17 protein-coding genes and 1 pseudogene are annotated in these 13297 nt (G+C 43.3%); 11 read left to right on the forward strand and 7 right to left on the reverse strand.

Features of this window, described 5'->3' with window-relative positions; genetic code table 11:
- Nucleotides 1–47: 47 nt before the first annotated feature.
- The 6 genes from PGR14_RS12545 to PGR14_RS12570 form a co-directional block, all read right to left on the reverse strand.
- On the reverse strand, nucleotides 48–206 hold the full coding sequence (locus PGR14_RS12545; protein ID WP_103900330.1) for a Maff2 family mobile element protein: 159 nt from the start codon (nucleotides 204–206) through the stop codon (nucleotides 48–50).
- Nucleotides 207–409: 203 nt separating this feature from the next.
- Entirely contained in the window at nucleotides 410–577 is a 168-nt protein-coding gene (locus tag PGR14_RS12550; RefSeq protein ID WP_022621600.1) for a hypothetical protein, read from the reverse strand.
- A complete protein-coding gene (locus tag PGR14_RS12555; protein ID WP_118142532.1) occupies nucleotides 570–2360 on the reverse strand; it encodes a VirD4-like conjugal transfer protein, CD1115 family in 1791 nt (596 codons plus the stop codon). Before PGR14_RS12555 ends, PGR14_RS12550 begins: the two co-directional genes overlap by 8 nt.
- Nucleotides 2357–2839 carry a PcfB family protein gene (locus PGR14_RS12560; protein ID WP_118142533.1) on the reverse strand — a complete coding sequence of 161 codons (483 nt, stop codon included), beginning with the start codon at nucleotides 2837–2839 and terminating at the stop codon, nucleotides 2357–2359. The genes PGR14_RS12555 and PGR14_RS12560 overlap by 4 nt, the downstream gene beginning before the upstream one ends.
- A gap of 93 nt (nucleotides 2840–2932) precedes the next feature.
- Nucleotides 2933–3151 carry a DUF5348 domain-containing protein gene (locus PGR14_RS12565; RefSeq protein ID WP_004611927.1) on the reverse strand — a complete coding sequence of 73 codons (219 nt, stop codon included), beginning with the start codon at nucleotides 3149–3151 and terminating at the stop codon, nucleotides 2933–2935.
- A 24-nt stretch (nucleotides 3152–3175) separates the two neighbouring features.
- Nucleotides 3176–4135 (reverse strand): DUF6017 domain-containing protein, encoded by a 960-nt coding sequence (locus tag PGR14_RS12570; protein WP_118142534.1) that lies wholly within the window; start codon nucleotides 4133–4135, stop codon nucleotides 3176–3178.
- Nucleotides 4136–4655: 520 nt separating this feature from the next.
- On the opposite strand from PGR14_RS12570, the gene PGR14_RS16410 reads away from it, so the two are divergent.
- Genes PGR14_RS16410 through PGR14_RS12580 form a run of 3 tightly spaced genes read left to right on the forward strand, consistent with a single transcriptional unit; the run spans nucleotide 4656 to nucleotide 5600 of the window.
- On the forward strand, nucleotides 4656–4790 hold the full coding sequence (locus PGR14_RS16410; RefSeq protein WP_416387062.1) for a helix-turn-helix domain-containing protein: 135 nt from the start codon (nucleotides 4656–4658) through the stop codon (nucleotides 4788–4790).
- On the forward strand, nucleotides 4790–5092 hold the full coding sequence (locus PGR14_RS12575) for a LysR family transcriptional regulator substrate-binding protein (protein ID WP_207642810.1): 303 nt from the start codon (nucleotides 4790–4792) through the stop codon (nucleotides 5090–5092). The genes PGR14_RS16410 and PGR14_RS12575 overlap by 1 nt, the downstream gene beginning before the upstream one ends.
- A gap of 13 nt (nucleotides 5093–5105) precedes the next feature.
- Complete coding sequence (locus PGR14_RS12580; RefSeq protein WP_055249225.1) at nucleotides 5106–5600, forward strand: nitroreductase family protein; 495 nt, start codon at nucleotides 5106–5108, stop codon at nucleotides 5598–5600.
- 159 nt (nucleotides 5601–5759) lie between these two features.
- Here the strand turns inward: PGR14_RS12580 and PGR14_RS12585 are convergent, their stop codons facing one another.
- Complete coding sequence (locus tag PGR14_RS12585) at nucleotides 5760–6899, reverse strand: ROK family protein (protein WP_270223507.1); 1140 nt, start codon at nucleotides 6897–6899, stop codon at nucleotides 5760–5762.
- A 246-nt stretch (nucleotides 6900–7145) separates the two neighbouring features.
- Here PGR14_RS12585 and PGR14_RS12590 point away from each other — a divergent pair, with 246 nt between their 5' ends.
- The 8 genes and pseudogenes from PGR14_RS12590 to PGR14_RS12625 all read left to right on the forward strand — a co-directional run bounded on the left by PGR14_RS12590 (nucleotide 7146) and on the right by PGR14_RS12625 (nucleotide 13297).
- Nucleotides 7146–8762 carry a mannitol dehydrogenase family protein gene (locus PGR14_RS12590; protein WP_022220875.1) on the forward strand — a complete coding sequence of 539 codons (1617 nt, stop codon included), beginning with the start codon at nucleotides 7146–7148 and terminating at the stop codon, nucleotides 8760–8762.
- Nucleotides 8763–8828: 66 nt separating this feature from the next.
- Nucleotides 8829–9131 (forward strand): annotated as a pseudogene (locus PGR14_RS12595) (GntT/GntP/DsdX family permease); the annotation flags it as partial.
- 222 nt (nucleotides 9132–9353) lie between these two features.
- Entirely contained in the window at nucleotides 9354–10358 is a 1005-nt protein-coding gene (locus PGR14_RS12600; RefSeq protein WP_243273151.1) for a carbohydrate kinase family protein, read from the forward strand.
- A gap of 1 nt (nucleotide 10359) precedes the next feature.
- Entirely contained in the window at nucleotides 10360–10752 is a 393-nt protein-coding gene (locus PGR14_RS12605; RefSeq protein ID WP_173699674.1) for a VOC family protein, read from the forward strand.
- 16 nt (nucleotides 10753–10768) lie between these two features.
- The gene (locus PGR14_RS12610) at nucleotides 10769–10936 is read left to right on the forward strand and encodes a hypothetical protein (RefSeq protein ID WP_227120309.1); all 168 of its coding nucleotides are present in this window, start codon (nucleotides 10769–10771) and stop codon (nucleotides 10934–10936) included.
- A 247-nt stretch (nucleotides 10937–11183) separates the two neighbouring features.
- The gene (locus PGR14_RS12615) at nucleotides 11184–11345 is read left to right on the forward strand and encodes a DUF6040 family protein (protein ID WP_270203250.1); all 162 of its coding nucleotides are present in this window, start codon (nucleotides 11184–11186) and stop codon (nucleotides 11343–11345) included.
- Nucleotides 11346–11711: 366 nt separating this feature from the next.
- Complete coding sequence (locus PGR14_RS12620) at nucleotides 11712–12491, forward strand: hypothetical protein (protein ID WP_270223509.1); 780 nt, start codon at nucleotides 11712–11714, stop codon at nucleotides 12489–12491.
- Complete coding sequence (locus PGR14_RS12625) at nucleotides 12491–13297, forward strand: class I SAM-dependent methyltransferase (RefSeq protein ID WP_195256009.1); 807 nt, start codon at nucleotides 12491–12493, stop codon at nucleotides 13295–13297. Before PGR14_RS12620 ends, PGR14_RS12625 begins: the two co-directional genes overlap by 1 nt.

The raw sequence follows: 13297 nt of genomic DNA on the forward strand, positions 1-13297 counted from the left end.
CGCTGATACCGTCTGGATTGTGCTTTTCCTTTCGTTTTTTGTTCCAACTAATTAGCCATGAGCTGCTTAATGCCCTGTGATTTTGCACCCGGATTGTCGTTTCCATATCCCTCCAAGAGATTGATAACGCCCCAAATGCCTAAGCCTGCGCCCAGTGCGATAACAAGGGTCTGTAATACGTCGATAGCAGAGTTAAAAAATTCCATAAAGCTCCTTTCTGCCGCAAATGCGGCTTGCCCCCTAAAAAGGGCATAAAAAACGGCGGTCAGTTTTGTAACTGCCGCGGTCGTAAGTCCCCACGCTGCGTAAAATTCTGCCGCGCGGCGGTATTCAGTTTTTAAGTGTGGGCGTTATGGATTTTCCAGTAGGGGCGCGTATTCTGCACCCACTCATAAATTTTGTTACTGCGTCAATTCCTCCTTTCTTTTCGCTGCTGCTCATACAGGGCTTCACACCGTTTCACAAACTGCTGGATAGCAGCCTGCCGCTGTCTTTCCTGCCACTCGGCAATGGAGATAAGTCCGTTTATGGCTTCTGTGATTTTCTTGTCCTTTTTCTTTCTGATACGTCTATTCATGGTCGGTGTCCTCCTGCAAATCGCTTTCGCTGATTTCGTAGTAGTCAAATACTTCGTCCGGCTTCACAAGGGCGGGTCTGCGCCTTAAATGCTTTTCCATATCAAAGGTATTTTTCTTGTCATAGTCGGAAAGATATTTATAGTTGGGGTGCTTTGTAATGTCGTACTTATCAGAGAAGAACGGGCGCACCCCTCGTAGCTGTAAAATACATTTCCCGCCGTCCATGACTGCTATTTCATCTTCCGTCATAAGCTGCTTGCCTAACTTCTGATAGTTCAGCCCATGCGATACCTCGCGCCCCCGGTTCTCGGAAGTGTTGAAGCTGTCAATGGTTTCTTTCCCCAAGATTTCCGACATTTCTTTGAGGGTGGTTTTCTCCTTGCCGCCCAAGAAAAGGGTGGTGTCGCAGTTGCCGACTATGGTATCGGCGTTGTCCTTATAGATTGCCTTTAACTGGCTTTGCGACTGTAAGATAATCGACGCGGAGATTTCCCGGCTTCGTATGGTGGCTATGAGCTTTTCAAACTTCGGTATCTGCCCGATATTTGCAAACTCGTCTAACAGACAGCGCACATGGACGGGCAGCCTGCCGCCGTATTCATCATCTGCCTTGTCGCAAAGCAGATTGAAAAGCTGCGTGTAAAGAATACTCACGACAAAGTTAAAAGTATCGTCGGTGTCGCTGATGATAACAAACAGGGCGGTCTTGCGGTCGCCTATGGTGTCAAGCTCCATTTCGTCAGTTTCCATAAGGTCGCGCAGCTCCTTAATGTCAAAGGGTGCAAGCCGCGCCCCGCAGGAAATGAGGATAGAGCTTCTTGTTTTTCCCGCAGATAACAGGAATTTCTTATACTGCCGGACGGCAAAGTGTTCCGGGTCTTTTTCCTCCAACCGTTCAAACATGAGGTCAACGGGGGACTGAAATTCCGGGTCGTCCTCGCGGGCTTCACTGGCATTTATCATTTCAAGCAGCGTCGTGAAGTTCTTTTCTTCCTCCGGGGCTTCGTACCAAATGTAGCCGATAAGGGCGCAGTAAAAGAGCCGTTCCGATTTTACCCAAAAATCCTCCCCGGCTTTTTCCCCGTCCCCTTTGGTGTTGGCAATCAAGGTATTTACCAGTTTCAAAATGTCTTTTTCGCTGCGGAGATAGGCAAAGGGATTGTATTTCATACTTTTTTTGAAGTTTATCGTGTTTAGCACCTTTATCCGATACCCGCCGCGCTGTAAGAGCTTCCCACACTCGACTAAAACCGTACCTTTCGGGTCGGTTACAACGTAACTTGAGTGCATTTGCATTAAGTTGGGCTTCACAAAAAATCTCGTCTTGCCGCTGCCGCTTCCCCCGATAACAAGGATATTTTTATTCCTTGCATACTTCGGCTGCTTCGGGCGGCTGTTCATGGTAAGCTGTTCCGTCTGTGTCAGCAGCACGTTATTTTGAAATATCGGGTCGGTGTAGGGCTTTATATCTTCGGCGTTGCCCCAACGGGCTGAACCGTATTCGATACCTTTTCGATATTTCTTCGCGTTCTTGCCTTTGAAGTACACCATAAGCCGGATAAGGACAGCCCCCACAATACCGATAAGCAAATCCATAGGGGCAAGGCTCGGAAGCGGGGTTGCAAAAGCCATAGAAAAGCCCTCCCCAAGCGACAGCACCTTGCCGGATAGGTCAGCCCCCGGCGCAAGGCGTACCGCCTGTCCGACTTTATCAAAGAGATACACAAAGAGCAGATAGGGAATGTTGGGAAGTAGCAGCTTTTTCCAGTTGATAGCGTTCATCTTACAATCCCCCTGTCTTTGTTTTTTACTTTGTCCCGCTGTGCGTTCAGAGCCGCCGCCTTTTCTTTGAGGGAAACAATCAGCTTGCGGATAGAGGGCTTTTGTCCCTGTGTCAGCTTCTTTGCGGAAAACTCCTTGAAAGCTGCGGTCAGTGCGTCCGCGTCCCGTCCCTTGAAAAACACAAGATAGCGGGGTGGGGTTTCGGTGCTGTCTTTCTTTAGTGCAAAATCAATCCCGTATTTTTTCGCCGTACTCTCAAAGGCTTTGATATTGTCCTTTGTGATTTCAATGTTGGAAACACCCGCGTTCTGCTTCATAAGCTGCTTTAGGGTCTGCTTTCCATGCGGGATTTTCTGTTTGTCATGCTGCTTTTTCATCTGTGCAAGCAGAGCTTTCATAGCCTTTTGGAGCTGCTGCGCGGTCAGCTTCCCGGTCTTGATGTAAAGGGCTATGGTCTTTTCGTTGGTTTCCTCCTGCAATGGGTGTCCTCCTTTCGTGTTCTATGGTGGTATGCCCGCCGCTGGGAAGCGGGGCGGGCATGAAAAAAGAGCGTCCGCTTTCACGCCGCCCTGTTAAATCCGTACTCGCAGCCCGGAAAGGTCTGCCGCCCGAATACCCACAAGATACCAGTTGTCCCCGTACTCCATACGGGTCGGCTTCCACTTGCCCCGCACAAAGACTTCCATGCAGTCGCCGCAATGCAAGCCCCCGTAATAGTCGTTTACGTCAAAGCGAATGTCGTAGCGGTCAGCGGTTTCATCAAAAATCAAAGCTCCTGTTTTCTGCGTCATAATCAAATCCTCCTTTGGGTTGGTTTACAGGCTTTCGCCCTCGTTGCAAGAATAATAGTCCGGGTCGCCAAACTGCGGCTTCTTCGGTGCCAGTGCGCCGCTTGCCATGTCGTGCGCTACAAGGGACGTATAGTAGCTGTTCATAGTGGACGGGGCATTGAAAAGCACTGCCCGCAGGTATTGTTTGATGTTGCGGATTTTGGTGGTGTTCTCGCTCATGCAGGCAAGGACAAATTCAATGTGGCTGCTGTCAAGTTTCATAAACCTTGCCTTGACAAGCCCTGCCGGATAATCGTCCCCGGCGATACGGATAGTTTTTCGTTTAGTGCAGACCGTTTCAAGTATGAGGGTCACAATCTCATTGATGAGGTCTTTATCAAGGCGGTTATCCTGCATGAGTATGTCATACTCGATATTGTCCTTGATGATTTCCTCATAAATATCAAATGCGCTCGGTTCCGTTTCCTTTCGCTTCCGTTCCGGCGGCTGTGCCGCGTCCTCTAAGGGAGAGGGATTTAGGGAACGGAAAGGAATGGAATGGGTACTTGATATATCTGTATTTAATTTTTCTTTTTTTGGTAAGTTAGTCTTTAATAGTTCTTTATTTAATTGCGTTGGATTTTCCAACGTAGGTTTTTCCAATGTTGGATTATCCAATGTTGGTTTTTCCAATGTAGGTAAATCCAACTTAGGCGGCTGCTCATAGATAACATACGTTGTACCGCGTAAGCGTCCTTTCTCATCACGTTCCCTTGAACGCTGTATATATCCGGCATTTTCCAGTTCCCGTACTGCTTCCCGGATAGCGTCAATTTTTTCCCGGTTGATAAGGGACAGTCCTGCAAGGGTGTAGTCCCAATCTTCGGGAAGTGAGAGCATTTGCGACAACAAGCCCTTTGCCTTTAGGGAAAGTTCCTTGTTGCGTAAATGGTGGTTGCTCATAACCGTATAACCTTTGTTCTTTTCCACGCGGAAAACTGCCATAGCTTCGTCACTCCTTTTCGTTGGATTTGTTACGCAGTAGAAACGCGGTTTTGAGGGAAAAGGTATCAACCCTTGTCCTTCTCATTTCCGCGCGCTAAGAGCCGCATAAATCAAGGCTTTGTTTGCCCTTACTGCGTAACATGAGGGCATAAAAAAAGCAGCGTTCCTGTTCTCCTGTGTAGGAGTGAGAAACGCCGCCTTATAGGTGGTGCTTATTTTATTTTTTCTTTTCGACGTGCCGCGTAAGGTGGTGCAGCGGTCTATCCGGCAGCCCGCAGGTGTTTTTTGCATATCAAGGCTCAATTTGTTAAAAGTAGTAAATGAGTAGTAAAATCAATCTGCAACCCTGCGAATATGCCCGTAAATCAAGCATTTTTCAAGACAATCAACTAATTTATTTTAAAATATAAATATAATAAAGTAAAACTAGTAATTGTGTAAAATGATTATAGTATTACTTAAAATAAAGATTAAAAGCAAGGGGTGAACGGATGTGGAAAGTGCCAGATGCAAGGCCTTTATGTATGCCGCGGATACAGGCAGTTTTACAAAGGCAGCGGAGAGATTAAATTATACACCATCGGGAGTCAGTCAGCTTGTTGGGACTTTGAGAGAGATTATCCGCTTATTAATTGTGAGACAGATTCTTTTATAATGCCGGCACTCGGAAGAGATGATGATGTGGTTTCACTGTTTGACAGAAATGGAATTGTGCCAAATATTCATTTTACAACACTGGAGAATTTTGCAACAATGGCAATGATTGAAAAGGGACTTGGAATGAGTGTGATGAATAATCTGATCACGGAAAAATGGAATTGTGATGTAGTGAAGATTCCGGTAGATCCACCATCAAGGATCACACTTGGACTTGCAGTTCCATCGTATAAACAGGCATCACCTGCGGTGAAAAGATTTATCAAATATGCGGTTGAGAGACTGAAAAAGATAGAATAGAGGAGAACAGAAAATGGCAGATTTATTTCATCGTGTAAGTATCAGAAAATATCAGGACAGACCAGTGGAGAAGGAAAAGATTATGGAAATCCTCCGCGCGGCAATGGCAGCGCCGTCTGCAAAGAACCAGCAGCCGTGGGAATTCTATGTAATTACCAAAAAAGATACACTGGAAAAGTTATCAAAGGCAAGTCCGTATGCAGGGATGACAGCGAATGCACCGGTGGCAATCGTATCAGCATATCGGAAAGACTGTGCAGTTCCATGCTATGCGGATATTGATATGAGTATTGCAATGGAGAACTTATGGCTCAAGACAGATGAGATCGGACTTGGCGGAGTCTGGCTTGGAATTGCTCCGATCGAAGAGCGTATGAAAGAAGTGGAAGAGATTGTTGGGATTCCGGACGATCAAAGAGCATTTGCAATCTTTCCACTTGGATATCCGGCAGAAGAAAGAGCGCAGCAAGACAGATTTGATGAAAGCAGGATTCATTTTGATGCGTAGAAGCTCTGTGAAAATGTTTAGGTAAAACATAAGAAAGCAGGACAGATATTTGATATCCTTATTCCTGAAAATGGGAAAAAAGTGATAGATGATATCTGTCCTGTTTGTGTATACGATGAGCCAAGTGCAGATCGAGTAGGGGGTCAGCCTACTCGATGATTACGACACAACCGGCGTCAGAAACTCCTTGATGTAATAAAGTGCTGCGCCGATTGCTGGTGTGTATTGTCCGTGATTCCCTACCAGAAGCTGATCTTCGGTCATCTGAAAGAGAGAACTTTCATTGACTTTATTTAGCAGATACTGCATATCCGCATCCAGAAAATACGGTGCAAGATATCCACTGATGATTACCGGACTGTCGATCACAAGGTTCAGATTGCGGATCGCAAATGCAAGATGGTCAAGATAGTCTCTCCAGATTTGTGTGAGATTCAGAGCATGTGTCTGATGCAGGAGGTTAAAAAATTCTTTGACCGGCATACCGGAAGCTGCTTTCAGGGCATTTGCAGAACAGTAAGTTTCCAGACACCCGTGATTGCCGCAATAACATTTCGGACCATTTGGATCAATGCAGATGTGTTCAATCAGACCACTACGCATATGATCGCCCTGGTGAACTTCATGTCCGGTGATGATCGCACCGCCAAGGTTAGGATTCAGAAGAAAAATCAGGGCACTGTCAAATTGTGGATGATTCCAGAGTTCCAGATCTGCAGCGGCTTTTGAATCGTGTTCCAGATGACATGGATACGGAAGTCTGGAAGAAAAATCAGACAGCTGCATGTTTGCATTTCCCATGATATCGCCGTAGGTTACGGCAGTTCCATCCGGTGAGATGATTCCCTGTGTGGCAATCGAAATTCCCTCAATTTTTTCAGGAGCGTAATGATTCTTCTGGATAAAGAGCTCTACATTTGCAGCAAGGGCAGTGTAGTAAGCATCGCTGTTCTCATATGGGAGTTCAATTGTCTCTGTTGCAACTGCATCTCCATATAAATTCACGGCTACAATATGAAACATATCTTTTAAAATCCCAAGTCCGATCGAAATACGGAAATCTTCAACAATTTTTATAATCTGGGCCTTTCGTCCGCCGGTTGATTCAAAATATCCATTCCGGCTGATCAGACCGTCATTTTCCAGCTCATTTAAATTCTGGCTGACAGTAGAAAGTCCCATCTGCAGATCCTGAACGATCTGGAGTTTGGATGTTTCTTTTTGCTGATAAATATATTGGTACACTTTTTCCCGATTGATTTTTTTCAGGGTAATCGTGGTCATTCCTTTTTCTTTCATGATATTCTCCTTTACTTATGCGTGAATCATACACACAAGATATGAACTTATTCTAATATAGATGTGCGGATAAAACAAGAGCTTTCTGATTCGCTTTGTGAAAAATAGATAAAAATAGAATTGTAAAATTGTATTTTTTGTCAATAGACAACTCACTTTTGTGGTTATATACTACACTTACAACTTAGATATAAGCGTAAGTCAAAAACATAACTAAAAAGAAAAAGTAAAACGGGAGGTAACAAAATGAAGTTAACAATCGAAGGAATCAAAGACCGTGCGGCATGGGAGAAGGCAGGAATTGCACTTCCGGGATATGATGTGGAGAAGATATCTGAAAAAGCAAAAGAAGAACCGGGATGGGTTCATTTTGGAATCGGTAATATTTTCCGTATTTTTATCGGTGGAATTGCAGACGGACTTCTGGAAGAAGGTGTACTGGACAGAGGAATCACCTGTGTAGAGACATTTGACTATGACGTAGTAGATAAAATTTATGATCCATATGACAATCTGGGACTGAGCGTAATTCTGCATGGGGACGGAACACGTGAATATAAAGTACTCGGATCCCTTGCAGAAGCAGTAAAAGCACAGTCTTCTGATTTGGCACAGTGGAACCGCCTGAAAGAGATCTTTACAAGCAAATCTCTTCAGATGGTATCCTTTACAATTACCGAAAAAGGATATGCTCTGCAGAAAGCAGACGGAACCTGGTTTCCATTCGTGGAAGCGGACATTAAGAACGGACCGGACAAAGCGACAGGAGCCATGGCAGTACTGGTAGCAATGCTTTATGAAAGATTCAAAGCAGGAAGATATCCAATTGCACTGGTATCTATGGATAACTGTTCCAAGAATGGTGCAAAACTCCGTGAATCTGTTCTTACAATGGCAGAAGAGTGGAAGAAGCAGGGATTTGTAGATGATGATTTCATTACATATGTAAGTGATGAAAAAGTCGTTGCCTTCCCATGGACCATGATCGACAAGATCACTCCACGTCCGAGCGAACAGATTGCAGATGATCTTGAAGCTCTCGGTGTGGAAAAAATGCAGCCGGTCATCACCGGAAAGAAGACTTACATTGCTCCATTTGTAAATGCAGAAAAACCGCAATATTTGGTCATTGAAGACAGTTTTCCGAACGGACGCCCGGCACTGGAAAAAGGATTTGGAGTTTATATGGCGGACAGAAATACAGTAAATCTTTCGGAACGAATGAAAGTAACGGTATGCTTAAATCCGGTTCATTCAGCCACAGGTCCGCTTGGTGTCGTACTTGGATATGATCTGTTCGCACATATGCTTAATACCAATGAAGATATGATGAAGATGGCAAGAATGGTTGCTTATGACGAAGGACTTCCGGTAGTGGCAGATCCTGGAATCCTTTCTCCACAGGCATTTGTGGATGAACTTTTTAATGACCGTTTTCCGAATGAATATCTGGGAGATACAAATCTCCGTCTTGCAGTTGATGTGTCACAGATGGTTGGTATCCGTTTTGGCGAGACGGTAAAAGCTTATGTGGCAAAATACGGAGATGCATCAAAACTGACAGCAATTCCGCTTGGTATTGCAGGCTGGCTCAGATATATGCTGGCAGTTGATGATGAAGGAAACAAATTCGAACTGGCACCGGATCCGATGAATGAAGAAATCGGAGAACAGCTTGGTGACATCGTAGTTGGAAAGCCGGAGACATTGAAAGACCAGCTGAAACCGATCCTGTCCAATGAACGTCTGTTCTTTACCGATCTTTACAAAGATGGTGTCGGTGAAAAGATTGAAGAAATGTTTCGTGAAATGATCGCAGGACCAGGTGCTGTAAAAGCAACGATCCACAAATATGTTCACTAATCAGGAAGAATACGGGAGGAAATGAAAATGTCAGAAACAGTATTTGCAGCAGATCCGACAAGACTGCTGATCGCAGCTCTGGTAAGAGCATCGGTTGGAGCGGCAGTGGTTGCGATGACGATGGCAGCCGGAATTATGGCATCCATGCCGGCGGTTGCAGGACTTTCGCCATTATACCTTGCAGCGATGGTCTGTGCGATTACCGGTGGTGCAACGGCATTCAGTCATGTGAATGATTCTGGTTTCTGGCTGGTAAGCTCCTTGCTGGAAATTGATGAAAAGACAACCTTAAAATCATGGACGATGATGGAGACGATTATCGGATTTACCGGTCTTATCTGTGCCCTGATTATCAGCATATTTGCTTAGGAGGAAAAAATGATTGCGAAAGTAATATTGGGAACCATGACAAATGCACGGAAACTGGTCAGCATTGCAGAGCGGATTTCCTGTGACGTAGAGCTTTGCAGTGGCAGATATGTGGTCAATGCGAAATCCATGCTCGGTGTTTTAAGTATGCCTGAATTTGAATACGGAGAACTGCATATCCACACGGACGAAGAAAATGAATGCAACCAGGTTCTGGAGAGACTGCTTGAAGAAGGACTTCTTGCAGATACCAATGATGCGGCAAAACGGTCGCTTTACGACATTACAACATTTGGTGAGATCCTGATCGATTTTACCTGGCAGGGAGTAAATGAAGACGGGCAGACACTATTTGCCCAGAATCCGGGTGGCGCTCCTGCAAATGTTGCAGTTGCGGTGGCAAAACTTGGTGGACATACCGCTTTTATCGGGAAGGCAGGAAAGGATATGCATGGAGAGTTTTTGAAATCTGTGCTGGAAAAAGAAAACGTGGAAACGGAAGGAATGCTTCTGGATGAAAAATATTTTACGACTCTTGCGTTTGTAAATATTGATGAGAATGGAGAGAGAACATTTTCTTTTGCAAGAAAACCGGGAGCAGATACCAGAATGGAAAAAGAAGAAATCGATGTTGATATTCTGGATAAGACACATATTTTCCATGTCGGTTCTCTGTCACTTACGGAACAGCCGGCAAGAGATACCACACATTATGCGATCCGGCGCGCAAAAGAAAAAGGAAGTATTATCTCGTATGATCCGAATTACAGAGCCTCTTTATGGAAGGATGAGGAGACTGCAAAGAAACAGATGAGAAGTCTGGTTCCTTACGTGGATATCATGAAAATTTCAGATGAAGAAACGAAGCTTCTGACAGACAAAAAAAGTCCGGAAGAAGCGACAGAAATTTTATTCCGGAAGGGTGTCAAGATCGTTGCAGTCACGCTGGGAAGCGATGGAGCATATCTGTACTGCAAAGAAGGCGGTGTACATATTCCGGGATTTGTGAGCAAAGCGGTGGACACCAATGGGGCAGGAGATTCCTTCTGGGGAGGATTTTTATACTGTATCAGCAAAGCCGGAAAGAGACCGGAAGCATTTACCATGGATGAACTGAAAGAGTATGTACGGTTTGGCAACGCGGTGGCAAGCCTTTGTGTAGAGAGGAAAGGCGCGATCCCTGCAATGCCGGAACTTGCACAGGTTGAAGAAAGGATGGGACGTTAAGATGGATCTGAAAACATATACAACAGGGATTCAGCATATCGGGATTCCGACAAATGATATTGAAAAAACAATTGCTTTTTATCAGAAACTGGGATTTGAGATTGCACTTCAGACGGTGAATGAAGAAGCAGACGAAAAGGTTGCATTTCTGGAACTGGAAACGCTTGTGATCGAGACTTATGAAAATAAGGCTGCAAAGATGGAGAGCGGAGCAATTGATCATGTGGCGATCAATGTGAAAGATATCGAAGAAGTGTATCGGTATATTGAAGCCGAAAAAATGAACACAGCGAAGGATACCATTCATTTCCTTCCGTTCTGGGATAACGGCGTGCGGTTCTTTACGATTGAAGGACCGAATAAGGAGAAGGTAGAGTTCAGTCAGTATTTATAAAATTGTAGATTTTTCGATGGCTTATTATGAGCGGATGGATGAAGCAGTGAGATATGGACCGGTTTGCAGAAGAGATATCCGTCTTTATAGTGAACAGGAACAACAAATTTATAAATATGTATTGGAAAATGGCTTTATTACTACTGCTGAAACAGTTGGAAGAAAAAGAACCACTGTCGGATAAAGAAGCAGATCAAATGGCATGGGTAAGAGCTGCTAATCAGCACAGACTTATACCTTTCTGGTGGACAATCAGGATATTGCACTTAATATTGTGATGTCAGGTTATCAGGCACTTTGTCTGGTGCAGGAAGATGACGGGTATTATTTCAGTGCAGATTCTTTTATAGAGGAAATGAGAGCTATTCAGTTTACTGGCAGCTGTTCAAAGAGAAAGAGTATCTTGGCAAACTGGATAATCAGAAAGAATTATGATAGTAATGATTGCAGAAGCAATAAAACGATACAAAAAAATGTGGGATAAAATTTCTCAGATGTTTTTACTTGGAAGTCTTTCGGGGATTGCAGTGCTAGGAGATGTAATCAGAGAATATCTGCTTGTGAATTTAATTGTGTTATCAAAATTTGGTTGATTAACCAGGTAAAAGTGATATACTGAATGCATAAGAAAAGAATCCGTGTGGAATTACAGTTTTGTTTTCACACGGTTTTTTAGAAAATGAGAGTTAGATATTACTAACATGAGCGCTGGCATTTTTTTGAAAATGAAAAAGAGGACGGATTTCTATGAGAATATTGATTTATGGTGCAGGTGTGATTGGATCCTTGTAGGCGGTCTTATTTGCAGAAACTGGTTATGATACTTATGCTTGCTGTTACATTCGAAAGTAGCTTTGGAGATAAATTTATGTATCAACATGCCAGGAAGGCACCAGATGAAATGAGGGAGCCGCATAAGCAATTTTATGCTTATATGAAAAAACTAAAGGAGGCCAGATATGAAATTTTATGAAAGTGGAGACAGTAGTAAACCAGTGATATTTTTATTTCCTGGTACCTGTTGCCTGTATAGTAGCTTTGATCATATACTGGATAGATTACATTCTTATTTTTACACGGTAACAGTTTCTTATGATGGATTTGATCCAAATGAAAAAACAGAATTTTATTCAATGGAAGATGAATGCGAAAAGATTGAGCAGGAAATCAAGAAAAAGTATGATGGAAGAATTAAAGCAGCGTATGGGTGTTCTCTTGGAGGAAGTTTTGTATCCCTTTTGATTCAGCGAAAAAGAATTCATATAGATCATGGCATTATTGGGAGCAGTGATATGGACGAAGCAGGTCGTCTTGTGGCAAAAATCAAGTCATCCATGGTAGTCCCTTTCATGTATAAAATGATACATACAGGTGCTCTTCCGAAATTTATGCAGAAAAAACTGAATAAGACAGATGAGGTTAAAAAAGAATTATATAATGGATTTTTGAATATGTTTGGAATCGGTAAAGGAGGAAATCCGTGGATTACAAAACAGAGTATTTATAATCAGTTCTATTCGGATCTGGTTACGAAAGTCCAGCATGGAATTGATGTGCCGGGAACAACTATCCATGTGTTTTACGCTACAAAGATGGGTAAAAAATATGAAAAGAGATATTGGACTTATTTCAAAAATCCGGATATTCGGAGACATAACATGCAGCATGAAGAACTGTTTTGCTGTCATAGTGCAGAGTGGGTGGAAGAAGTAAGAAAGGCAGTGGAAGGCGACAGATAATGAAAGAAAAAGTGAATGTGACAGGTGTGCCGGAAACGATGGTACAGACCCTGTATGCAAGAGCAAAAGAAACAAAAAAACAAAATGCAAAGATCAAAGATGAGATTGCAGTAGAACTTGTGGAAAAGCTGGACTATGACTTTTCTATAGCAGATAAAGATAACGCTATGAACTATGGTGTGATTGCAAGAACAATTGTATTAGACCGGATGGTTGAGCAATATTTGAAGAAGCATGAAAATACAGTTGTCGTAAATATTGCATGCGGACTGGATACCAGATGCTACCGGATGAAGGGAAAATATCTGCGCTGGTATAATGTAGACCTTCCGGAAACAATGAAAATAAGGAGCCAGTTCCTTACCGAAACTGATCCGGTGTATCAGATTGCAAAGTCTGCAATGGATGATTCCTACATAGATGATATCGATTATCACGGTAAGAATATTCTGGTAATAATCGAAGGACTTACAATGTATTTGTATGAGAAAGATATCAGGAAGATGTTTTCTATTATTGATAAATCATTTCAGAAAGTAACCGTAATGGTCGAAACCATGTCACCCTTTGTTGTAAAGCATATGAAAGAGAAATCCATAGAGGGAAGCAATGCAAAATTCACATGGGGAGTTAAGAACGGAACAGAACTGCAAAGAATTGTGCCGGGATTTTCTGTTCGGCAGGAAGTCAGTCTTGTTGAAGGAATGAAAGAGCTTATGCCTGTTTATTGTGTAATAGGTAAGATTCCGGCTGTTCGGAATATCTCAAATAAAATAATAGTTTTGGAGAAACGTGGCCGATATTAA

The organism is Coprococcus sp. AF99-45 (assembly GCF_027663865.1).
GTDB classification, from domain to species: Bacteria; Bacillota; Clostridia; order Lachnospirales; family Lachnospiraceae; genus Allocoprococcus; species Allocoprococcus comes.

Coding starts and splice junctions, on each gene's coding strand:
- PGR14_RS12545 (WP_103900330.1), bottom strand. CDS start 206: ATGGAATTTTTTAACTCTGCTATCGACGTATTACAGACCCTTGTTATC.
- PGR14_RS12550 (WP_022621600.1), bottom strand. CDS start 577: ATGAATAGACGTATCAGAAAGAAAAAGGACAAGAAAATCACAGAAGCC.
- PGR14_RS12555 (WP_118142532.1), bottom strand. CDS start 2,360: ATGAACGCTATCAACTGGAAAAAGCTGCTACTTCCCAACATTCCCTAT.
- PGR14_RS12565 (WP_004611927.1), bottom strand. CDS start 3,151: ATGACGCAGAAAACAGGAGCTTTGATTTTTGATGAAACCGCTGACCGC.
- PGR14_RS12570 (WP_118142534.1), bottom strand. CDS start 4,135: ATGGCAGTTTTCCGCGTGGAAAAGAACAAAGGTTATACGGTTATGAGC.
- PGR14_RS16410 (WP_416387062.1), top strand. CDS start 4,656: ATGTATGCCGCGGATACAGGCAGTTTTACAAAGGCAGCGGAGAGATTA.
- PGR14_RS12575 (WP_207642810.1), top strand. CDS start 4,790: ATGCCGGCACTCGGAAGAGATGATGATGTGGTTTCACTGTTTGACAGA.
- PGR14_RS12580 (WP_055249225.1), top strand. CDS start 5,106: ATGGCAGATTTATTTCATCGTGTAAGTATCAGAAAATATCAGGACAGA.
- PGR14_RS12585 (WP_270223507.1), bottom strand. CDS start 6,899: ATGAAAGAAAAAGGAATGACCACGATTACCCTGAAAAAAATCAATCGG.
- PGR14_RS12590 (WP_022220875.1), top strand. CDS start 7,146: ATGAAGTTAACAATCGAAGGAATCAAAGACCGTGCGGCATGGGAGAAG.
- PGR14_RS12605 (WP_173699674.1), top strand. CDS start 10,360: ATGGATCTGAAAACATATACAACAGGGATTCAGCATATCGGGATTCCG.
- PGR14_RS12610 (WP_227120309.1), top strand. CDS start 10,769: ATGGCTTATTATGAGCGGATGGATGAAGCAGTGAGATATGGACCGGTT.
- PGR14_RS12615 (WP_270203250.1), top strand. CDS start 11,184: ATGATAGTAATGATTGCAGAAGCAATAAAACGATACAAAAAAATGTGG.
- PGR14_RS12620 (WP_270223509.1), top strand. CDS start 11,712: ATGAAATTTTATGAAAGTGGAGACAGTAGTAAACCAGTGATATTTTTA.
- PGR14_RS12625 (WP_195256009.1), top strand. CDS start 12,491: ATGAAAGAAAAAGTGAATGTGACAGGTGTGCCGGAAACGATGGTACAG.